General features: G+C 53.5%; 19 protein-coding genes and 1 other annotated feature. All 19 genes read right to left on the bottom strand.

Annotation, left to right across the window (positions count from 1 at the left end; translation table 11 throughout):
- The 19 genes from minD to KZ483_RS10865 all read right to left on the bottom strand — a co-directional run bounded on the left by minD (position 1) and on the right by KZ483_RS10865 (position 22,406).
- Complete coding sequence (gene minD / locus KZ483_RS10955; protein ID WP_220352678.1) at positions 1–792, bottom strand: septum site-determining protein MinD; 792 nt, start codon at positions 790–792, stop codon at positions 1–3.
- 81 nt (positions 793–873) lie between these two features.
- Complete coding sequence (locus KZ483_RS10950) at positions 874–1,533, bottom strand: septum site-determining protein MinC (RefSeq protein WP_220352677.1); 660 nt, start codon at positions 1,531–1,533, stop codon at positions 874–876.
- 63 nt (positions 1,534–1,596) lie between these two features.
- Positions 1,597–2,121: a rod shape-determining protein MreD gene (gene mreD / locus KZ483_RS10945; protein ID WP_220352676.1), complete on the bottom strand. Its 525-nt coding sequence runs from the start codon at positions 2,119–2,121 to the stop codon at positions 1,597–1,599.
- The gene (gene mreC / locus KZ483_RS10940; RefSeq protein WP_258881645.1) at positions 2,118–2,981 is read right to left on the bottom strand and encodes a rod shape-determining protein MreC; all 864 of its coding nucleotides are present in this window, start codon (positions 2,979–2,981) and stop codon (positions 2,118–2,120) included. The genes mreD and mreC overlap by 4 nt, the downstream gene beginning before the upstream one ends.
- A gap of 56 nt (positions 2,982–3,037) precedes the next feature.
- Entirely contained in the window at positions 3,038–4,069 is a 1,032-nt protein-coding gene (locus KZ483_RS10935; RefSeq protein WP_220352674.1) for a rod shape-determining protein, read from the bottom strand.
- A gap of 43 nt (positions 4,070–4,112) precedes the next feature.
- Entirely contained in the window at positions 4,113–4,802 is a 690-nt protein-coding gene (gene radC, locus KZ483_RS10930; RefSeq protein WP_220352673.1) for a RadC family protein, read from the bottom strand.
- 36 nt (positions 4,803–4,838) lie between these two features.
- Positions 4,839–5,468: a Maf family protein gene (locus tag KZ483_RS10925; protein ID WP_220352672.1), complete on the bottom strand. Its 630-nt coding sequence runs from the start codon at positions 5,466–5,468 to the stop codon at positions 4,839–4,841.
- Between the two features lie 78 nt (positions 5,469–5,546).
- Positions 5,547–5,789, bottom strand: coding sequence for a DUF4321 domain-containing protein (locus KZ483_RS10920; RefSeq protein ID WP_220352671.1), 243 nt, complete (start codon positions 5,787–5,789; stop codon positions 5,547–5,549).
- A 62-nt stretch (positions 5,790–5,851) separates the two neighbouring features.
- Positions 5,852–7,252, bottom strand: a complete 1,401-nt coding sequence (locus KZ483_RS10915; RefSeq protein ID WP_220352670.1) for an SPOR domain-containing protein — start codon at positions 7,250–7,252, stop codon at positions 5,852–5,854.
- 752 nt (positions 7,253–8,004) lie between these two features.
- Positions 8,005–9,393: a UDP-N-acetylmuramate--L-alanine ligase gene (gene murC, locus KZ483_RS10910; protein ID WP_220352669.1), complete on the bottom strand. Its 1,389-nt coding sequence runs from the start codon at positions 9,391–9,393 to the stop codon at positions 8,005–8,007.
- A 7-nt stretch (positions 9,394–9,400) separates the two neighbouring features.
- Positions 9,401–10,777: a bifunctional folylpolyglutamate synthase/dihydrofolate synthase gene (locus KZ483_RS10905; RefSeq protein WP_220352668.1), complete on the bottom strand. Its 1,377-nt coding sequence runs from the start codon at positions 10,775–10,777 to the stop codon at positions 9,401–9,403.
- Positions 10,778–10,822: 45 nt separating this feature from the next.
- Entirely contained in the window at positions 10,823–13,483 is a 2,661-nt protein-coding gene (locus tag KZ483_RS10900; protein ID WP_220352667.1) for a valine--tRNA ligase, read from the bottom strand.
- A gap of 119 nt (positions 13,484–13,602) precedes the next feature.
- Positions 13,603–13,843, bottom strand: a binding site (T-box leader).
- Between the two features lie 149 nt (positions 13,844–13,992).
- Positions 13,993–15,687, bottom strand: a complete 1,695-nt coding sequence (locus tag KZ483_RS10895) for a LysM peptidoglycan-binding domain-containing protein (protein WP_220352666.1) — start codon at positions 15,685–15,687, stop codon at positions 13,993–13,995.
- A gap of 94 nt (positions 15,688–15,781) precedes the next feature.
- Entirely contained in the window at positions 15,782–16,774 is a 993-nt protein-coding gene (locus KZ483_RS10890; protein ID WP_220352665.1) for an RluA family pseudouridine synthase, read from the bottom strand.
- Between the two features lie 10 nt (positions 16,775–16,784).
- The gene (hemL, locus tag KZ483_RS10885) at positions 16,785–18,086 is read right to left on the bottom strand and encodes a glutamate-1-semialdehyde 2,1-aminomutase (RefSeq protein ID WP_258881644.1); all 1,302 of its coding nucleotides are present in this window, start codon (positions 18,084–18,086) and stop codon (positions 16,785–16,787) included.
- Positions 18,087–18,155: 69 nt separating this feature from the next.
- Positions 18,156–19,151 carry a porphobilinogen synthase gene (hemB, locus tag KZ483_RS10880; RefSeq protein ID WP_220352663.1) on the bottom strand — a complete coding sequence of 332 codons (996 nt, stop codon included), beginning with the start codon at positions 19,149–19,151 and terminating at the stop codon, positions 18,156–18,158.
- Positions 19,152–19,192: 41 nt separating this feature from the next.
- Positions 19,193–20,767: a uroporphyrinogen-III C-methyltransferase gene (gene cobA, locus KZ483_RS10875; RefSeq protein WP_258881643.1), complete on the bottom strand. Its 1,575-nt coding sequence runs from the start codon at positions 20,765–20,767 to the stop codon at positions 19,193–19,195.
- A gap of 5 nt (positions 20,768–20,772) precedes the next feature.
- Complete coding sequence (gene hemC, locus KZ483_RS10870; RefSeq protein ID WP_220352662.1) at positions 20,773–21,744, bottom strand: hydroxymethylbilane synthase; 972 nt, start codon at positions 21,742–21,744, stop codon at positions 20,773–20,775.
- Positions 21,744–22,406 (bottom strand): precorrin-2 dehydrogenase/sirohydrochlorin ferrochelatase family protein, encoded by a 663-nt coding sequence (locus KZ483_RS10865; RefSeq protein WP_220352661.1) that lies wholly within the window; start codon positions 22,404–22,406, stop codon positions 21,744–21,746. The genes hemC and KZ483_RS10865 overlap by 1 nt, the downstream gene beginning before the upstream one ends.
- Between the last annotated feature and the right edge of the window lie 44 nt (positions 22,407–22,450).

The following is a 22,450-nucleotide window of genomic DNA, read 5'->3' as shown; positions in this document are numbered from 1 at the left end:
TCATCCTATTCCAAGAAACTTGCGGAACCGTTTGAGAACGCCTGTTTTCTCCTCAAGCGGCATAAGCGGAACCATATCTCCCAGCATCCTGCGGGCGATATTGCGGTAGGCGATGGCAGCCCGGGAGGATGGATCCATGACGGTTGGTTCACCGGCATTCGCCGCTTTGATAACCTTCTCGTCGTCCGGTACGATACCAAGCAAATCGATGGCAAGCACCTGGCATATTTCATCGATATCCAGCATCTCGCCGGAGCGTACCATGTTCGCGCGAATCCGGTTGATAATGAGCCGTGAAGGCACATGTGTCTGCTCCAGCAGCCCGATAACACGATCGGCATCGCGGACTGCGGCATTCTCCGGTGTAGTAACGACGATCGCCCTGTCAGCTCCGGCAACCGCATTGCGGAAGCCCTGCTCGATACCGGCAGGACAATCGATGACGACATAATCGAAATCGCGCTTTAGCTCAAGCACCATATCGCGGACCTGCTCGGGAGTTACATCATGCTTGTCTTTGGTCTGGGCGGCGGGGAGCATGTAAAGCTCTTCGAACCGTTTGTCCTTCACAAGCGCTTGATTAAGCCGGCAGCGCCCTTCGGCAACATCGACCAAGTCATAAATAATCCGGTTTTCCAGCCCCATGACCACGTCCAAATTGCGTAAGCCAATATCCGTATCGACCATACACACCTTTTTTCCGAGCAGTGCGAGCGCGGTTCCCAAATTAGCTGAAGTCGTCGTTTTCCCCACTCCGCCTTTACCCGATGTTACTACTATCGCTTCTCCCATGACTTAACACTCCCCGCTGCAACCATTGGTTCTTTTTCCTACAGCCCCAATCGGCAGTCATAATAGCCTGTAACGCAACAACTAAGCTTTGAACACGATCGGCAGTTTACGAAGACGATGCAATTGGGTGATTTTATCGATTTTCATTACGCTCTCGATCAGATAAGCAAATTCCATCGCAGCGTCTCCCGTCATCCATTCATCAGGGGGACGGCTTATCACCTCGGCTATTCGCAGCTGCGTAGGCCGCAAAAGGGAGGCCGCAATAACCGCATCCTCCCGTCCCTTTACTCCCGCATGTGCAAGTCCCCGAAGCGCGCCAAGAACATAAATGTCTCCTGTGCAAAGCAGGGACCCTCCAGGGTTCAGATCGCCCATTAACAATAGATTGCCATCGTGCTCGATGGTTTGCCCCGACCGGATTATACCTGTGAGTACTTTCAAATTCTGTCCGTCATCGTCTTTGGGCTCTTCAGGTATATCGCTTTCAATGGATTGTATAATGAGGTTTCCCTGTTGGCGAATAGCGGACTTGATGAGATCCTTCTCGTCTTCGCCCACCTGCCGTCCTCCAAGCTTAACATGAACATGAACGATCGGACCGGTCAGCAGCTGTTGGTGCGACTTTTCCAGTTTATATTGCAGTTCATCGAGAAGTGTGGAAAATTCGCATTGGTCGTCGAGAAGAAATACGAGTCCTTCTTTGACGCCTTTTATTGTAATATGCTGCTTGTCGGTCACGCTCGTCCCTCCCTCTCTTATATACGATTCTGTTCGACGCGTGCCTATTCCTGCATAAAGAGCCTACTCTTCCTGATCTTCGCTCTTCTTTTTTATACTTCCCGCAAACCATCGTCTTGCCGGAACATAAAGAACCAGCGCGAATAAAACCTGGAGGAACAAGCTCGGCAATATGTGATGGAGAAGAGCCCACCTGTAGGAAAGATCGGTCAGACGGAAAACCCTGTATATGTAATGAACAACGGTATCGTATACAAGGGTCGATATGCCGATCATCGTTAAAGCCATAAACAACGTGCTTCTCTTGCGCTCCATCAAAAGGCCGGTCAAATATCCGACAAGTCCCATTGCAAACGAGTGCACCCCGATTATTCTTCCGTAAAATACAACATCCTGGAGCAGCCCGAACGCAAGTCCAAGTACAAGTGCAGTATGGCGGCCGCGGTAAAGTGAGGCGAAAAGGACGAACGCCAGCGTAAAATGAGGTACAACTCGCCCGACCAGACTATCCGGGAGCAGCCAATAGAAGAGAGTTCCCTCCGACAGGAAGAACAGCAGCATCACACCAATAATCCTTTGGATGCTCATTGCCCGTCTGCCCCGGATTCCGGCACTTTTACGACAAACACATCAGTCAAATGGTCAAAATCGGCGGCCGGTGTTATCGTCGCCGTATTGGTCAAACCAAAATCGCCTACCTGCCTTGAATCTACAGTGCCTATTACAATCCCTTTCGGAAACACATTTCCAAGGCCCGAAGTAATGACGGTATCGCCTTTGGCTAACGGATCATTCTCCGCAATTTTGCTCATCGTCAATTTGCCGGTGTCTTTATCATAGCTCTCGATCATGCCGAACGAATTGTTCTCCTTGCCGAGCACTGTTGCAGCAATAGCCTTCGTGTCGGGAGCATTGACATCCAAATCGGTAATCGGCATCACGGACGAAAAGAACGGATCCACGCGGCTGGTCAGTCCGACTAAGCCTTTATCCGTGACAACCGCCATATTCGGTTTTATTCCGTCCTTGGAACCAAGGTTGATACGGATCGTCGTGTTATAAGGGTCATTGCTGGCCGCAACAACCTGAGCGATTATATATTGATAATTATCAAGTTCTTTTTGCCGTTGCGTAAATTTTAATTCCTCTTTCAGACGTGCGTTATCTTCTTCTATGCGGTTATACGTAATACTTGCCCGCGCATATTCCGCGGCCGTCTTGCGAAGGATCTCGTTCTCTTCGTAAACATTCCGCAAATTGGACAAATCTTTAAACAAGCCCGCTACATAACCAGCGGGCCTGTATATCCATTGCTGCACGAAAGCGGACGAGTCAAGGATAAAATTTTCGGGCCACGAAAGATTTTTCCGCTCTCTGATGGAGAAGCCCATTACGGCCACGAAAACAATAAACACGAGCATAAGCACGAACATTCTTTTATTTCGCATCCAATTAAACATGAATCACCCGTCCATTCCGCTCATACGCGTTCCCCATACGGATATTATCGTTTGGAACGAGAAACCGGGCCGCCCCGAGTTTTGAATAAATCGATGTTATCCAGAGCGCGTCCTGTTCCGATCGCAACACAATCAAGCGGATTGTCTGCCACAATGACAGGCATCCCCGTTTCTCGGGCAAGCAGCTTGTCAAGATTGCGCAGCAAAGCGCCTCCCCCGGTCAGCACGATACCGCGGTCCATAATGTCCGAGGAGAGCTCCGGCGGGCATTTCTCAAGTGTAACCTTCACCGCGTCGACGATTGCATTCACCGTATCGGTGAGCGCTTCGGTTATTTCTTCCGACGAGATCGGAAGCGTCTTCGGCAAGCCGGATACGAGATCGCGGCCGCGGATTTCAATCGTTTCCGGCTGCTCCATGGACAGTGCCGAGCCGATTTCCATCTTCAGCTGCTCCGATGTCCGCTCGCCGATCATCAAATTATACATCCGTTTGATATACTGGATGATCGCTTCATCCATTTCATCTCCGGCAATCCGGATAGAACGGCTTGTTACAATACCGCCCAGCGATATAACGGCCACTTCAGTCGTGCCTCCGCCGATATCGACGACCATGCTTCCCGTAGGCTCCCAAACCGGAAGATCGGCGCCGATTGCCGCTGCGAACGGTTCTTCAATCGTAAACGCTTCTCTGGCGCCTGCCTGCTCCGTTGCCTCTTTAACCGCTCTCTGCTCGACGGCCGTTATGCCGGATGGCACACACACCATGACATTTGGGTGACGGGGGAATAGGGAACGCTGCTTCTGCGCCTGCCGAATGAAATATTTGATCATCGTAGCCGTCGTTTCAAAATCGGCGATAACGCCGTCCTTCATCGGTCGGATAGCGCGAATGTTGCCCGGAGTACGGCCGATCATTTTCTTCGCCGCTTCTCCGACAGCCTCAATCGTTTTTGTATCAGTACGAAGAGCAACCACAGACGGTTCTCTAACGACAATGCCTTTGCCTCTTACATATACGAGCGTGTTTGCAGTACCGAGGTCGATACCGAGATCTTTGGAGCCACCAAACATGTTTAATCTTCCTTTCTCTTTTAAGGCAATCTCTCATATTATATTACATGTAACCTTGCTCCTTCAAACTGATAAAGCGATTGTCACCAATTACCAAATGGTCAAGCACATCAATACCGACCAGCTCGCCGGCTTCCAGCAATCGTCGGGTCAGAGTCACATCCTCAGGGGATGGTGTAGGATCTCCGCTCGGATGGTTATGTAAGCATATGATCGAGGCGCTGCTGCACTTGATCGCCGCCCGAAACACCTCGCGCGGGTGAACCAGCGAAGCGTTCAACGTCCCTACAGACAACGTCTCCTTGTGAATGACATGATTCTTCGTGTTCAGAAACAAACAGACGAAGTGCTCCTTCTTCAAATAACGAAGCTCCTCCATCATGAAATTTGCCGCATCGGACGGCTTGCGTATCGTGAGCGTCTCTCCCTGCTGGCTTCTAGCAAGGCGGCGTCCAAGCTCGATACCGGCGCGAAGCTGCACAGCTTTCGCCGGACCGATACCGCGAATGGATGTCAGCTCTTCAATGCTTAAATCGACAATGCCGCGCAGACTGCCGCATTCCTTGAGGACACGGGACGCGAGCAGAACCGCGGATTCGCGCTTTGTTCCCGTTCTGAGCAATATCGCGAGCAGCTCCGCGTGGCTTAACGCCTCGGCCCCAACTGCCATCAAGCGCTCCCGCGGCCGGTCTTCGCTTGGAATATCCTTGAGCACGTAATTCTGCGCTTCCATTTCATTCCTGCTTTCTGAGAAGTTATATGCTGCATCTCAAAATACATCTATTCCAAACGTAGAAAGCATATCCGAAAGAAGCGAGAGCGGCAGGCCGACAACATTGAAATAACAGCCGTCGATGCCGTTCACAAGCGTCGCCCCAAGCCCTTGGATCGCATAGCTGCCAGCCTTATCCATAGGCTCGCCCGTAGCGACATAACGCTTGATGCGGTCCAACTCAAGCGGCTTCATAGAGACAAGAGTCATTCGGTGAGCGACCTGCTCCAGACCGTCTTGCGTCCTAATACAAGCAACCCCTGAGTAAACCTGATGCTGACGGCCTTGAATTTTCAAGAGCATGTCCGCCGCATCGGCCTCATCCTTCGGTTTGCCCAAAACCTCTCCATCGACAACGACGATCGTATCGGCCCCAATAATCACTGAATGGGATGCTAGTTCCCCTTCAAGCATCGAAATGGCAGCGTGCGCCTTACGCAGCGCCAGCTGTTCGACGATATGAGATGGGGCCCATTCCGGCGGAGTTCGTTCATCCGTATCCGTGGACAAAATGAGAACCGGCAGGGAAAGGTCGAGAGAAGAGACCAGTTCCCGCCGGCGCGGCGAGGATGAAGCCAGAACAAGCTGGCGAACCTTCAACGAGTTTGGTGACAAGGGCAATTCCATTGTATGTAGCTCCTAAAGTTTTCTTCGGAAGGGTTCCTGCCCGGCAATCCGGATCAGCATTTCCGGGGATAAGGTTGTTTACATTTTGCGGTAAAGCCAAATCGCAATAATGACTCCGAGAATGCCAAGCAAGCTTAAATTGAGATGAATCGTAATATTGTAACTGAACACAAGCAGATCAGCAGAGGGCGACCAGACGATCTGTGTCGATTTCGTTAAAAACGAAAGTCCCGGGACGGGAGCGAGCCAACGCGAAACGAGTGCGCCGGCAAGTAAACCGATTACGATAAATAGAAGCAATATCCATATATTTTTCTTCATCTTCCAACGTCCCTCGCCATTTTATGACACGTTCAATTTATTATACGCTCCAGAAGAACGGTTTACAATCCACCCATAGACACAAACCATTCCTGCTCGGCGAATACGGCCTTCATTAAAGCGGTCTGTATGGTCCATAAATGCGCTTCCGACTGATTCTTGGCATATTCCTGAGCCGCTACCGCTGCGGTATTCACCTGCTGTACAAGACTAAGCAGAGCCGCTTTTTCTTCCTTGCCGACTATACCGCTCTCCATAATGGAAGCCGATTTGGTCCACTGCTGATGAAGCTCGCTCCAGCTGCCATCGACTTTAACAGCCGTTTGGCCGAGCTTGCCGATCGTCATGCCATTCATTAATCGTAAGAGCTGATCGGTTTGTTTGAAAAATGATTCCACAACGGCAGCGTCTCCCTTAAATGGAATCGCCGAAAGCGAGGGAACTTCGACCTGCTTGATATAAACATCCATACCGGCAAGCGTTTGACTCAAAGCAAACGCATTATCCCGATCGGCAGCCATACCGACATAGACTCGGTAGCCTTCCGGAGTGGATAATGCTGCGGCGGCCAAACCCTTGCCTTTCAGTTCGGCCACTGCGGCATCGGAACCTTCTTTATTGCTGAAAACACCGAATTGAAGCATATAATAAGAGGTTTCCGGGACATCGACTTTAATAGCAGACGTTGAAACGGGATTAGTGCCGGATTGAATATTATTATCCGCCTTTCCGCCTGCTGTCTGCTGCCCGGTGTTGGCGATAGCCGCCGTATTCGATACGGGGCTGCCAACAGCCGGCAAATCGCCACTTTCATCCGCAGGCTCTCCCGTAAACAGTGCCAGGACGAAATAGCCGAACAACGCGCCGGTCACGATCGCCCCTGTTACCGATGCAAATACTTTATACCAGGAAGGACCGCGTGACGGACCATAGGTTTTCGCGGTTTTGAAAGGCGACACTGCCCCCGAATGAAGCTTGCCTTTGTCCCGGTTGTCGAACTCGTCCAGCTCAATCACCGGATAAGCCTCCGGCTCCCGAGCCGCTGAATTTCCGGCTAATTCATCGCCAAGCGGCACATGATCCACCCATTCATAATGATAATGCTGCGGCGGATTCAAGGAGGTCTCATATTGGGCTGACTGCTGCTTCGTCGTAAGCTTCGTCGTAAGCTTCGGCGCCGCTTGAGCCCGGTGAATTCGTTCCTCGGAAGCAGTCCGGGAGGTATGTGGCGGTAACGGAGCACTCGGTCTATTGTCAGTTTCCCGAATGAGCTGCTCCAGCGCGGAGGAATCGTCCTGGAACGGGCTGTTCCACGTACCGGCATCCGAGGAAAATTTCAGCTCCTCTTGGAAAAACGGTACGACATTCGATTTGATAGGACGCTCCTTCTCTTCCGGTTTTCGCTCAACACGTGCGCCATTCTCTTTATCGAAACGAAACGTTATACGCGCTTTCGAGTTCATATCACACTCTCCTTGTCCACATTCTCTAATAGAGTGTATGAAGAGATTAAGAGGAATATTCCCTCCCTAAATCCCTCCCGAGGAGGGACCCCAAGGGCCCCGGCCCTCTGGACACCCGGAATGGTATAACGTCGGAGTTAGAGAGAAGCGGGATTATGCAGCTGTCTGCGTAACCCCGCTTTCGTCCCTGACGGGACACGCTCTAATGATGCGCTCACGTGCGGCCTGGTGGACTTCGTCCCATACTAACGTTGGCGCCACAGAGACTGATTACACAAACTGTATTGGTAAGATTCTCACTCCGCCGGGTGTTCTACAATTGAGATTCCGGCTTCGCGAATCTCTCTGTAGAACGTAAAGTGAAGTTTCTCCCATAGGGACAACCGGGGAGTTGTTGGCATGGTATTGCAACCGTGCCCGGAACACAAACATTATACCTCTTCGAGAGTCGGCCTCGCTGGCCCTCTCAGAGATTTAGGAAGGCTCACAGAGCCGGGTGTTCTACATTCGAAATTCCGGCTTCGCGAATTCTCTCTGTAGCACGTAAAGTGAAGTTTGTCCCAAAGGGACAATCGGAAACTCGCTGGCATGGGTCTTGCAACCGTCTCTGGAGCACAAACGTTATACCTTTCCGGGTGTCCAGAGGGCCGGAGGCCCTTGGGGTCCCCCTCCGGGGGATTTAGGGGGGATCCAAAAAAAACACCCGGATATTGAATATCCAGGTGTCCAGAGGGCCGAGGCCCTTGGAAGCGTTATTCGCGAAGCATTCTGGCAAGACCGTCCGCTGCTTTCCAAATGTCTCCCGCACCCATTGTAATGACGAGATCGCCGGGAACTACACTTTTAGACAGCTCCGCCAGCACTTCTTCCTTCGTTGGAATGTAGCGCGTGTTGGCATTGCTGTTTTTCACGATGAGCTCAACAAGCTTCTTTGAATGAACGCCTTCAATTTGCTGCTCGCCGGCCGGGGAGAAAATGTCGGTGATGATCACCTCATCCGCTTCCGTGAAAGCCCTGCTGAACTGCTCGAGCAGAAAGAATGTTCTTGTGTATCGCTGCGGCTGAAAGACAGCAATAATGCGCTTACCAGTCGATTTCGCAGCGCTGATTGTCGCCTGGATTTCGGTAGGATGATGAGCGTAATCGTCAATTACGAGTATGTCGTTGATTTCGCCGAGCACCTGGAAACGGCGTTTGGCACCGCGGAAATCCACAATCGCCTTTGCGATTGCTGCGAAAGGCACTCCCGCTTCCAAACAGGTTATGACGGTAGCCATAGCATTGTAAACATTGTGCAGGCCGGGAACGGAAAGCTCTATAGTCCCTAGCGTCTTCCCGTGACGGGTCATGTCAAATGAAACTTTGCGATCGCCGAGTACAATGTTCTTTGCCATATAAACGGCTTCCCGTTCAATCGCATACGTTATCACTCCGGAATTTCCGAGCGGCCCGGCTTCCAACTGCGGCTGCATCTCACGAATATTTTCGTCATCGGTGCAAACAATCGCCTTACCTTCCCGCTTCACTTGATTCAGGAATTGAACATATGCCGCTTTTAGTTTGGTGAAGTCGCCGTCATAGTTTTCGAGATGATCCGGCTCGATGTTCGTTACGATGGCGATTGTCGGATGGTATTGCAGGAAGGAGCCGTCGCTTTCATCGGCTTCCGCCACCACATACTCACCTTTTCCCGCTTTCGCGTTCGTGCCGACGTTTACGATTTCACCGCCGATAATATAGGTTGGGTCAAGCTCGCATGTTTCCATGACGAGCGCAATCATGGAAGAAGTCGTCGTTTTGCCGTGTGCGCCTGCAACCGCCACGCCTTTTCCGTTATTCATCAGTTTCGCAAGCATTTGCGCACGGTGCAGAATCGGTATGTTTAAATCCTCCGCCGCTTTCCGCTCCACATTGTCCCGGGACAATGCCGTCGAGTAGACGACGAGGTCTGCACCCCTTACATGGTCGGGCTCGTGACCGATATAGATCCGGGCTCCTTTCGCTGCGAGCTTCTCTGTAAGTTCCTGTCCTGCAACGTCGGAGCCGGTCACCTTATAACCCATTTCCAGCATGACCCGGGCTATCGCGCTCATACCGTAACCGCCGATACCGATGAAATGAACGTGTTCTGCCGTATTCAAAGACGGTTCACCAACCTTTTTCGGATTCCTTATTGTATAGCAACTGAGAGCGGACGTCGGCAATCAGATAGAGCGTCCCGGTCACGACCGCCAAATCGGCTTCTCCGGTCAATGTCTGCAGCCTTTCAAGCGCCTGCTTCCAATTCGGTTCAACGATGAGCTCAAAGTGACGGCCGAGCTGCTCCCGCATGCCTTGAACGATTTCCGCCAGCACTCCTGCAGACATCGCCTTGCGAAAATCCGGCTCGGTTACCACGAGCGTATCCACTAGAGGTAGTATATGCCGTAAAGTATCAGGATGATTCTTGTTCGACAGCATCCCTATCATCAAGTGAAGCCGTTCATACCGGTACGTATCCCGCAAAGCCGCTGCCAACGTCTCCGCACCTTCCGGATTGTGCGCGCCATCCACCAGGACACGCGGCGACTGCGTAACCATTTCCAAGCGTCCGGGCCATGCGGCATCGCGCAAGCCTTCGCGTAAATCGTCATCTTCCATGATCAGCGCGTAATACTGCCGCATAATCTCCAGTGTCATAACGGCAACCGCGGCGTTGGTCCGCTGATGCGCGCCATTCAGCGTAATGGTAAGCGGTTCAATGGGTCGAAACAACCCGTTGAAACGGAATGTCTGCTCATTCTCCCGTACTTCAATCGCCGTTTCGCTGAATTTATCGCCAAGAAGATAAAGCGAGCTGTTTCTTGATTTCGCAGTCGAAGCGATGATATCAATTGCTTCCGACTGGCTTACTGCGCTGATGACGGGAACGCCGGGCTTGATAATGCCGGCCTTCTCGCGCGTCACATCCGCGATTGTATCGCCAAGGATATCCATATGATCATGGCCGACGTTGGTAATGACCGATACGATCGGCGTCACGATATTCGTGACATCAAGGCGGCCGCCGAGACCGGTCTCCCAGACGACGAAATCCGGATAAGAGACTGTTGCATAATACAAAATCGCCAGCGCCGTCGATACCTCGAACATGGATGGCGATCCAAGCTCTGTCGCCGCAATCGCTTCTACATGAGGCTTGAGCTCATTTGAAAGCTGAAGCAGCGTTTCCTCCGGGATATCCGATCCGTTATATCGGAACCGGTTCGTAAATTTTGTGATGTACGGAGAAGTATACGTTCCTACGTCATAGCCGCATCGCAGCAGTACGCTGGTCAGATAGGCGCAGACGGAGCCCTTCCCGTTCGTACCGGCAACGTGAATAAACTTCAGCCGCCGCTCCGGATGATTAAAGGCGGACATCAGCCGGTTGATTCTTTCCATTCCGGGCCGGATGCCGAATGGGACAAGCCCCTCAATCCACTCTCTGGCTTCCTCATATGTCGCAAGCCGGCCATTGCCGGTCTTTTGAAGCTGTTCTGTCATGATTCCGTCCTTCTTCCTATTAACCTTCTTGCCGCAAGCTGAACGTTAGCCGCGCAGGTCAGCAAGTCTTGCCTTCACTTTATCGCGTTTATCCGCGTAATCGGCCATTTTGGCCCGCTCTTCTTCTATGACCTTCGCAGGCGCTTTGGAAACGAAGCCCTCGTTACCCAACTTCTTCTCCACGCGCTGCACTTCACCGGTCAAATGCTGAATTTCCTTCTCCAGCCGCGTTATTTCCTGCTCGATATCAATTAGGCCGGCAAGCGGCAAGTACAGCTCCGCCCCCGTTACAACAGCGGTCATGGCTTTGTCCGGTGCAGCTGCCTTCAGATCGATTGCGAGACTGGACGTGCCGCAGAATCGGCTGACGAACTCTTCGTTTCGGCCGAGTATCGCGGCTTCCGCTTCGCCGGAAGGCTTGATCAGCAGCTCGACTTTCTTGCTCATCGGAACATTTACTTCAGCGCGAATATTACGGACCGAACGAATGATTTCCATAAGCAGCTCCATCTCGCGAACTGCATCCGGCGCTTCCAGCCCTTTATCGTACTCAGGCCATGCAGCGAGCGTAATCGTGTCGCCTTCGTGAGGCAGGTGCTGCCAGATTTCTTCGCTGATGAACGGCATGAACGGATGAATCAGCCGCTGCGTCCGGTCAAGCACATAAGCGAGAACAGACTGCGTAGCCCTTTTCGCTTGCGCATCGCCGCCATACAAATTCAGCTTGGCAAACTCGATATACCAATCGCACAGATCGTCCCAGATAAAATTGTATAGCAGCCGTCCGGTTTCCCCGAACTCGTAGCCATCAATCAGACGAGAAATGTCGCGGGATGTATCATTAAGACGGTGCAGAATCCAGCGGTCGGCAGTACCCAATTTCCCCCTGATGTCTATATCGGCGGCGGTGACGCCTTCGAGGTTCATCAACGCAAACCGCGACGCGTTCCATATCTTGTTCGCAAAGTTGCGCGCCTGCTCGACCTTCTCCCACCGAAAGCGCAAATCCTGGCCTGGCGTACTGCTCGTCGAGATCATGAAGCGCATTGCATCTGCGCCATATTTATCAATCACTTCCAGCGGATCGACGCCGTTGCCAAGCGACTTGGACATCTTGCGTCCATGCTCGTCGCGGACAAGGCCGTGCATAAGGACGTCCTTAAACGGAATTTCTCCGGTAAATTCCAAAGCGGTGAATATCATCCGGGCGACCCAGAAGTAGATGATATCATAGCCGGTTACAAGCAAATCGGTCGGATAATACCGTTTCAGATCTTCGGTTTGCTCCGGCCAGCCCAGTGTCGAGAAAGGCCATAACGCCGAGCTGAACCATGTGTCAAGTACATCTTCGTCCTGCCGCAGTGATGAGCCGCCGCATTTATCGCAAGCCGCAACATCTTCCCGCGCCACATGCATCGCTCCGCAATCGTTGCAGTACCATGCCGGAATGCGATGTCCCCACCAAAGCTGACGGGAGATGCACCAATCGCGAACATTTTCGATCCAGTTTAGATATATTTTCTCGAACCGGTCCGGCACGAAGTTAACGCCACTGCCTGATTTCTGCGCGTCGATAGCCGTTTTGGCAAGCGGCTTCATCGATACAAACCACTGTGTCGACAAATAGGGCTCGACAACCGCACCGCTCCGTTCGCTGTGGCCGACCTGGTGTATATGGTCTTCGATTTTAACGCAAACGCCTGCAGCCTGGAGATCCGCAACGATTCGTTTACGGCATTCTGCCCGGTCAAGCCCATTGTATGGACCCGCTTCGTCGTTCATGACGCCGCTCTCGTCCATCACGACGATTTGCGGAAGATTGTGGCGCTGTCCGACCTCAAAATCATTCGGGTCGTGCGCCGGCGTAATTTTAACGGCTCCGGATCCGAAATCCTTCTCGACATAGTCATCTGCGATGACCGGGATTTCCCTGCCAAGAATGGGAAGCACGAGCATTTGCCCGATCAGATGCTTATATCTCTCATCCTCGGGATGGACGGCAACGGCGGTATCGCCTAGCATGGTTTCCGGCCGGGTGGTCGCTACGGTCAAGTAACCGCCGCCTTCTTTCAGCGGATATTGCAGATGGTAGAGATGGCCGTTAACTTCCTTATATTCAACCTCGATGTCCGAAAGCGCCGTACGCGCCGCCGGATCCCAGTTTATAATTTTTTTGCCCCGGTAAATAAGATCCTTCTCATACAGACGGACGAAAACTTCACGAACTGCGCGGGAGAGTCCTTCATCAAGCGTGAACCGTTCGCGTGAGAAGTCAAGCGAGAAACCCATTTTCGCCCACTGCTCGCGGATTGTTCCTCCATAATGCTCTTTCCATTCCCAAACTTTCCCCAGAAACTTCTCTCGCCCAAGATCGTAGCGGGAAAGTCCGTCTTCTCTGAGCTTCTGTTCGACTTTCGTCTGGGTGGCGATACCTGCATGGTCGCTTCCGGGCAGCCAGAGCGCGTCAAATCCCTGCATCCTCTTGGTACGGATCATAATATCCTGCAGCGTGAAATCCAGCGCATGCCCGATATGAAGCATCCCTGTCACATTTGGCGGCGGGATTACGATCGTATAAGGGGAAGCGGAAGGGCGTTTGCCGGCTTCAAAATAATTTCCTTTCATCCAATACTCGTACCACTTGGCCTCCGACGCCTTCGGGTCGTAAGTCGTCGGCATCTCGGTCGTCATTTGTTTATCAGACATGATTTCCTACCTCCAATAATTTTGCAAACCGGTATCGGCGCCGCTTAAACGCTCATCCGGATGTTTTTGGTGTCCATATACATCTGCAGAAAAATAAAATAAACCTTCCGCCCCTTATTGCAAAGGACGAAAGGTTTTGCTTCCGCGGTACCACCTTTGTTTCGCTTAACGGAATGGACACGTTAAAAACGACACCTCGAGCAGATAACGGCTGCGGCCGGCTGGAACTAACGAATCCGTTCGTTTCATTCAAGCGACTCCGGGGCGACAAGTTGCAGCAAAGATCCTGCAGAACCTCTCAGCGCAGCGGTTCCGCTCTCTGAAGGCATTGATGCCACTCTTCCCCTTCAATGTCGTTACTTTAAAGTATAACCCTATATTTTCTATCATACACGTTATCATTTGTTTACGTCAATCCCGGCGAGCCGCCCGTGGCGAGAAGGCCGCGCGAAAACGAAAATCCCCTGACGGCTAAGGTACCGTCAGGGGGAGTTCGATGTTGCTTTGATCTATGGGATATACAGCACTTGGCCTTCGCTGATACTCTGGTCCGACAGGCGGTTATAGAGCGCGATTTCCCGCGGCTGAAGCTGGTACCGCCCGGCAATAAGCTCAAGCGTTTCCTCGCGCTGCACAATGCACATACGCACTTTCCGGAATGATTGCTCTTCGGACGCACGGCCAAAAAAGAGATTCTTCCATTCGATCTCGTCTTCTGCCGGCTTGTTTGCTTCCTCTTCCGCCAATAGCGCGATTTGCTCGGCAGCTGCCTTTGCTTCCTGTTCTCTGCGGCTGGTTTGCAGAAGCGAACGAAAACTTACACTGCCGATCGACGGCTCGGCCCCTTCTTGCGAGGGCTTGCTGCTCAGCGCCACCTTCATTTCTTTTCGGCCCGGATCGGCCTCCGGTTCCGCCGAGCCGTCAAAATTCTGGGGGGTCTGAAACAAGTTGACAGGAGTAACATCCACGGTAGGTTCCTCACCCGATTGTAGCTCCTGCTCCTGTTGATTTAAAGGTCGTTCGGACTGCTCTGCTTCCCGGCTTTCTTGCGGCTGGGCGTGCTCCTGGTTAAACGACTCCTGCTGGGTGGCTTGAGTCGCCTCCGTTTCCCGCTGCTGGGCTTCGCGCTGGAAAGTTTCACCCTGGAACGCTCCCAGCTGCTGGGCTTCGCGCTGGAAAGTTTCACGCTGGAACGCCTCACGCCTCTGAAGGGCCTCACGCTCGATCGTCGCCTTTAGAGCTGCCTCTCGCTGCGCTTCCTGTCGAAGCACCGCTTCCAGCTCCGACGATTCCCGTTCCGCAGCTTCGCGATAGATGGCCTCCCGACCGGCGTCTTCTTGTTGGTGCTTCTCCAGCAGCACGGCTTCAGCCGCTCGCTGTGCCTCTCTGTGCTGAAGAGCCACTTGTTCATGCACAGCCGCTCCGTGCTGCTGCGCCTCCAAGAGAGCAGCTTCACGCTCTTGCTCGGCTGCCTGACGCTGCTCCGCCGCTTGGCGTTCACGCTCCGCCGCTTGACGCAGTTCCGCCGCTTGGCGCTCGCGCTCCGCCGCCTCCCGCAGTTCGGCCGCCTGGCGTTCACGCTCCACCGCCTGATGCAGTTCGGCCTCTTGACGTTCCCGCTCGGCGACTTCTTGCTGCGCCGTTTCACGGCTAAACGTGTCTCTGAACGATTGGGTGGAAGGGGCCGCCCACCCCTCAAAACCTGTGGAATCTTCGACATGAGACTGAGCAGCCCCGGCCGCACCTGCAGCCGGACTGTGTTTGTCTTCCACCGCGTCTCTTTTGTGAACAACGGTGAACGGCTCCTCTGCCTGCCATTCTTCTTGCGGGCGCGGCTGGTCGATCTCGATCCCCAGAAGAGATAAAACGCCTGTTATATTGAGCGTTCTGGCCGATAGCAGGTCGACATCAAAGTTATCGATCTCAACCGAGATGTCGTCAAGCCGGTGAACCCGATTCATCGGAAGCGTAATTTCCACTGGAATCCAGTGCTCTAATGCCTGCTCGGTTTGCGGCTCGCTGGCTGCACGGTATACGCCCGTCAGCAGCAGATGCCCTTTGAGCAGTACTTGCTCGCCTTGATGCAGGATTTCGATGCGGGGAACGAGCTCAATTTCTTCCAGCTCGTGAATTGCCGCCACATCTTCCGGTAAATGCACGCGTTCATAAACGTCAAAGCGTAAGCCGCTCGATCGATTGGACACGCTTGTCGTCCTCCTTTCCCCTCTCATAGCTTGGTTATAGCTATCTTCCCTATTTATCTATATGGCAGGAGGCAAACGGGCATGACTACGATTTTCACAGAGCGCTCAAACGAATACGGACCTCCCTGAACCAGACCGGCTCAGGGGAAACAACTGTAAGAGGTACTCCGGTAAAAGGATGCTCAAACGTCAGCCGCTCGCCGCGCAGCGCCTGATGCCTCAGCAAGGCACCGCTGCCCCCGTACAGAACATCGCCAATTAACGGATATCCGATATAGCTCATATGTACGCGTATTTGGTGAGTTCGCCCGGTTTCCAGGCACAGACGGACCAGCGAAGCGTTTTTATAAGTCTCGATCCGCTCATAACGTGTTACAGCGGCATCGCCTGTCGGTGAAACGCGCCTGCGGGCGCTGTGGTGCCGGTCTTTACCGATCGGCTCATCGATAACACCCTTCGCTTGCTTTATCCGCCCTTGAACGAGCGCCAGATATTCGCGCTCAATCAGTTTGCCGCGCATGGCCTCGTCCAGCCGCTGCTGGGACAGCTCGTTTTTGGCATAAAGCACCGGTCCGGCGGTATCGTCATCAAGCCTGTGTATATGTTTGACCGGAAGCGGGTCATTCAAGGACAAGCATCTGTAGGCGGCGGCTTCATCCAATGTCCCTCTCTGCCCGGGCGCCGAAGGATGCACAGGCATACCTGACGGTTTGTCCAGTACGAGGCACCAGTCGTCCTCAAACAATACGGGGACGCGCTCTATGCCACCAGACGCTTGTCCGGACTGCATTGCCAAACGGTATATTGTATCGGTATTCGGGTCAACCGGAGCAAATGCCCGCAGCCTGACCGTATCTCTCTCCAACCGGATGCCGCCGACCGAGAACAGCCGATTCACCCATTTTTCCGGAAATAAAGCAAGGGCCAGCAGCCACTGCCGCACTTGGTGCGGGTGGCTGCCGGCCTGTAATGGAGTTATACCTGTGACCCCGGCTTCGGCTAAGCTGTCAATAGACTTGACGGACAGCTCCAACCATTCTCCGTTTCTTCCATGCGCGATCCGTTCAATTGCCGCCCGCTTGTTCATCAAGCGCCACCTACAGCCTTCGCAGCGCTTCGTCATGCGCCGCAATCGTCGCGTCGATCGTCGATTCGTCGTGCAGTGCCGATACGAACATTCCCTCGAATTGGGATGGAGCAACGCTGACGCCAAGGTCGAGCATAGCGGCAAAATAAGCTTTAAAACGCTCCAAGTCCGCTTCTTTCGCGGTATCGTAGTTAATGACGTGAGTTTCCGTAAAAAATGGGCATACCATGGAGCCGACCCGGTTTATGGTACTCGGAATGCCGTGTTTCGAGGCGTTGGCTTCAAAACCAAGCTGCAGCCGCACCGACATGCGCTCCAGCTGCTCGTACGTTTCCGGTGTAAGCAGGCTTAGCGTCGTATAACCGGCTGCCATCGCCAGTGGATTTCCGGATAAGGTGCCTGCTTGGTAGATCGGACCGCTCGGAGCCATCATCTCCATAAGCTCGCGCTTACCGCCGTATGCCCCGACAGGAAGACCTCCGCCGATAACTTTGCCAAGGCAGGTCAAGTCCGGGGTAATGCCGTATAAGCCCTGCGCACAGTTATAATGAACGCGGAAGCCGGTCATCACTTCGTCGAAAATAAGCAGGCTGCCGTATTGCTGCGTCAGCTCCCGCAAGCCTTCGAGGAAACCGGGGAGAGGAGGAACGACGCCCATATTTCCAGCGACAGGTTCTACGATGATACATGCAATCTGCTCTCCGAATTTCTCGAACGCAAGTTTAACCGAAGATAAATCGTTGTAAGGAACAGTAATGGTTTGCGAGGCTACGCTCTCAGGAACGCCCGGGCTGTCCGGCAGACCGAGCGTGGCAACACCGGAGCCGGCCTTGATCAGCAGACTGTCGGCATGTCCGTGATAGGAGCCTTCAAACTTCAATATTTTGCTGCGTTTGGTATAACCGCGGGCAAGGCGAAGGGCGCTCATCGTCGCTTCCGTCCCGGAGTTGACCATCCTTACCACTTCTACGGAAGGAACACGCTCGCAGACAAGCTCGGCCATCATCGTTTCAAGCTCCGTAGGCGCGCCGAAGCTCGTCCCTTTTTCCGCCGTCCGCTTTATCGCTTCGACAACTTCAGGATGCGCATGCCCCATAATGAGAGGTCCCCAGGACGCCACATAATCGATATAGCTGTTGCCGTCTATATCATAAACGCGGCAGCCCTCGCCTCGTTCCATGAAAACCGGAGTAAGTCCAACAGACCGAAAAGCCCGAACCGGAGAGTTTACGCCGCCGGGTATAACCTTCTTCGCCTGCGCGAAAGCCGTTTTGGAACGCTCATCCTGCCTTTTTCGATTATATTCGTTCAAATTTGACACACCTGCCTGTCTGTTAATGGCATTTCTTTCGGTACCTGCTGGTTTGTATTGCAGCCCTTTTTATTCACCCTTCAACCAACGGGCTGCATCAAGCGCATGATACGTAATGATCAAATCCGCACCGGCTCTCTTCATCCCTGTCAACGTTTCAAGCACGATAGCGCGTTCGTCGATCCATCCGTTTGCAGCTGCGGCTTTAACCATGGAATACTCCGCGCTCACGTTATATGTGACGACCGGCAGGTCGAAATGTTCTTTAAGCTCACGGATGATATCCAAATAAGCAAGCGCAGGCTTAACCATCAGCATATCAGCACCCTCGACGACATCCGATTCCGCTTCCCGCAGAGCCTCGCGCGCATTTGCCGGATCCATCTGGTACGTCTTCCGGTCCCCGAACTGCGGCGCCGAATGCGCCGCATCGCGGAAAGGTCCGTAGAAAGCCGATGCGTATTTTACTGAGTAGGACATGATCGGAACCATCTCATAGCCCGCTGCATCGAGTCCGTCGCGAATCGCACTGACAAAACCGTCCATCATGTTGGAAGGAGCGATTATATCAGCCCCTGCCTCCGCTTGCGCAACCGCCGTCTTTACAAGCAGCTCCAGCGAGGAATCGTTGTCCACTTCCGCGACTCCTGAGCGTTCGTCGTGGTGGATGACTCCGCAATGCCCGTGATCTGTAAATTGGCATAAGCATGTATCGGCTATCACGACTAATTGCGGCGCCCACTCCTTCACCTTGCGTGTCGCTTGCTGCACGATCCCGTTCGCCTCGTATGCCGAAATGCCGGCAGCATCTTTATGCTCCGGAATTCCAAAAAGCAGCACAGCTTGAACGCCTGAAGCGGCAACCGCTTCGATTTCTTGCTGCAGCAAGTCGAGCGAGTAATGATACACACCGGGCATTGAAGGAATTTCGTCCTTGATGCCGCTGCCATGCGTCACAAAGATCGGATATATGAAATCATTCACAGATAGCTGCGTTTCGCGCACAAGACTGCGAAGTGCCGCAGTCCGCCGCATCCGGCGGTGTCTGGTAATAGGAAAAGTCATAGAGAAAACCTCCTGAGAAGTACTTCCTGGAATATCAACCGTTAGTTTACTTTGCGCTCTGCACGGGAAACCGAGATCGCTTCAACGAGACCATCGATCGTCGCATCATTTGGTTGAATGGTAACCTTCAGTCCAGCTTCTGCTGCCGTGGCCGCCGTGACCGGACCGATGCAGGCAATGTCCACTTGCTGCAGCAGTTCCTCCGGCTGATCGACTCCCATTCTTCGCATAACGGCCAGCAAATTAGTTACCGTCGACGAACTTGCGAACGTAACGACATCCACCTTGCCCTGCTTCAGAAGTTCAAGCGTTTCTTCGTCCTGATCCTCCGCGATTACCGTTTCATAGACATCGATTTCGACAGGTATAAGCCCTTTAGCCATAAGCTGCCTCGGCAATACTTCCCTGGCCAGGTCGCCACGCGGAAGAAGTACCGTTTGTCCGGCTTCCAAGGCTTCGGCGAGACTGTCCAGCAGCCCCTCCGCCTGGAATTTGACTGGAAGAACATCGACTATCAGGCCTCGCTGCTCCAACGCAGCAGCTGTCTTTGGCCCGACTGCTGCTATTCGCGCATTGTGAAATCGCCTTATGTCTATGCGAAGCTTCGCGAGCCAATTGAAAAAATAATCGACTCCGTTCACACTGGTGAACATAATCCAGTCGTACCGTTCTGCCTCACGCAGCGATTCTTCAAGATGGCTAACCGCTGCCGTTTCGGACGATTCCCGGGTTTCAATAACAGGAAACTCGCAGGGCTCGCCGCCCAGCTCCTCGATGCGATCGGCCAGCTCGCTGCTTTGCGTTCTCGCCCGCGTCACCAGCACCCGTGTTCCGAATAGAGGCTTTCGTTCATACCACTGCAGCTTTTCCCTCTGCCTGACGACCTCGCCGACGACGATGACAGCCGGAGGCTGGAAATCAGCAGCCTTTACGATCGCTTCGATTGTCTCTAGAGTCCCAGTAATCGTACGCTGCTCAACGCGTGTTCCCCAGCGTATGAGGGCAACAGGGGTATCCGGTGCTTTCCCGTGCTTCATCAGCTGTTCTGCAATGTAGCCGATTTTTGCGACACCCATTAGAAAAACAAGCGTTCCGGTCGCATTGGTCACCTTATCCCAATGAATCGATTGGTCAAGCTTATCGGGGCTTTCATGCCCCGTAATGATCGAGAGGGATGACGCAAGATCGCGGTGGGTGATCGGTATCCCCGCATAAGCGGGTACGGCGATTGCCGAGGTGATGCCCGGCACGATTTCAAATTCAACTCCGTTACGCTGAAGCAGCTCCGCTTCTTCGCCGACACGGCCGAAAATCGTAGGGTCGCCGCCCTTTAAACGGGTCACTATTTTCCCCTCAAGCGATAAATCTACAAGAAGCTGATTAATTTCCTCCTGCTTCATCGTGTGCCGGTCCGGCAGTTTGCCGACATAAACCTTTTCCGCTCCGGGCTTCAAAAACTTCAGCAGACGCGGACTTGCCAGTCTGTCGTATACGACCACGTCGCACGCTTTTATACATTCCATTCCTCGAACCGTAATGAGCTTAGGATCTCCCGGACCCGCCCCGACGAGGTAAACTTTACCCGTTTCTTTCGCTCTTGCGTTCCCCTTGTCCAAACTGTTCACTCCTCCAGTTCCGCCAAAATGCGGTCCGCACCTTTCGCCTTCAGCGCAGCGGCCGCTTCCTGGCCTAGCGCTTCAGGGTCGCGTCCCCTAAGCGTTTCCTTCAGCAGTACGGATCCGTCCGGCGAGCCTACGATCCCTGTAATTTCCAGTAATGCAGAGCTTTCTTCATTGGCAGGCTCAACAATCGTAGCATAAGCGCCGATCGGAATTTGGCAGCCGCCGTTCAGCGCGCCAAGGAAGCTTCTTTCAGCCCGCACGGTAAGGGAACTCACCGGATCGTTCAGCAGAGAGAGCAAATGGCGTACCTGGCTGTCATCTACACGGCATTCGATGCCAAGGGCACCTTGTCCGACAGCGGGAACCGACACCTCTACAGGGACATACGACGAAATTCTGTCTTCCCAGCCCATCCGTTGCAGCCCTGCCGCCGCAAGAACGATCGCGTCGAATCCTTCCGTTTCCAGCTTGCGGATTCGCGAATCAATATTACCCCTGATCGATTCCAGCTGTAAATCCGGACGCGCATGCTTGAGCTGACAAGCCCGCCGCAGACTGCTGGTGCCGACACGCGCGCCGTGAGGAAGCTGCTCCAGCGGCAGCCCTCCCTTGGTCACGAGGCAATCCCGAGGATCGATCCTCTTCGGCACGGCGGCGTTCATCAATCCATCCGGCAGTTCATACGGCATATCCTTCATGCTGTGTACCGCCAGATCGATTTCCCCGTCGAACAACGCCTGTTCGATTTCTTTGACAAAAAGACCTTTACCCCCGACCTTGGATAGCGTAACGTCGAGAATACGATCTCCTTTAGTAACTATTTTGCGGATTTCAAAATCGTACTCAAGTTTATGTAATTCGCACAGCTCTTTAAGCTGGTCGATCACCTGTCCCGTTTGGGTCAAAGCAAGAGCACTCTGCCTTGTCCCGACGACGATAACCCGTCGTCCGCCGCTGCTCGCATGTGCCATTATGTCTGCCTCCCATCGACTGCGCATTGCAGCCTCTTCATCCATTCGTCAATGCTTTCTTCCTTGAACGGCCCGCCGGACCCGTCAATTCTCTGCTCCGCCTCTTCGGCCGCCAATCGAAGAACGGCATGTCTGCGCTTCTCATCAGATTCGTCAGCCAGCATCCGCTCGCGCAGCTGCCCGAGGCGCGCTACCAGAACTCCATATTCCTCGCTGAAGCTCACGGCGAGCTTGCGTTTGATTCGGGCCGCCAGCGCAGGGCTGGCGCCTCCCGTCGTTACCGTGAGCAGCAAGTCTCCCCGGCGTACGGCAGAAGGCGTGATGAAATCGCCGCCTGCCGCATCATCTGCAGCATTCACAAGCGCTCCGAAGCGGACAGCTGCCTCCGATACAGATCGATTGGTCTCCCGCTCGTCCGTAGCGGCGAAGACCAGAAATGCCCCGGCCACATCCTCTTCTTGGTATTCCCTTTGTTCAAGCGCGATAGACCCGTCCTCCACCAGCCGCTTAAGGCCCTCCGAAGCTGCAGGGCTAATGACAACCACATGATCAGCACCTGCTTCAAGCAGCCCCTGCACCTTTCTTTCGGCCACAACGCCGCCGCCGATAACGATACATTGCTTACCTGCCAGACTCACCATCAGAGGGTAATAACGGGCCATCAAGACCGCTCTCCTTCCAGCACTCCTTGGCTGCGCAGCCGGGT

The sequence above is a fragment of the Paenibacillus sp. sptzw28 genome, from assembly GCF_019550795.1.
In the GTDB taxonomy this organism is placed as follows: Bacteria; Bacillota; Bacilli; order Paenibacillales; family Paenibacillaceae; genus Paenibacillus_Z.
Note: the sequence above shows the minus strand (reverse complement) of the source record. Positions and strands in the feature narration are given on the sequence as shown.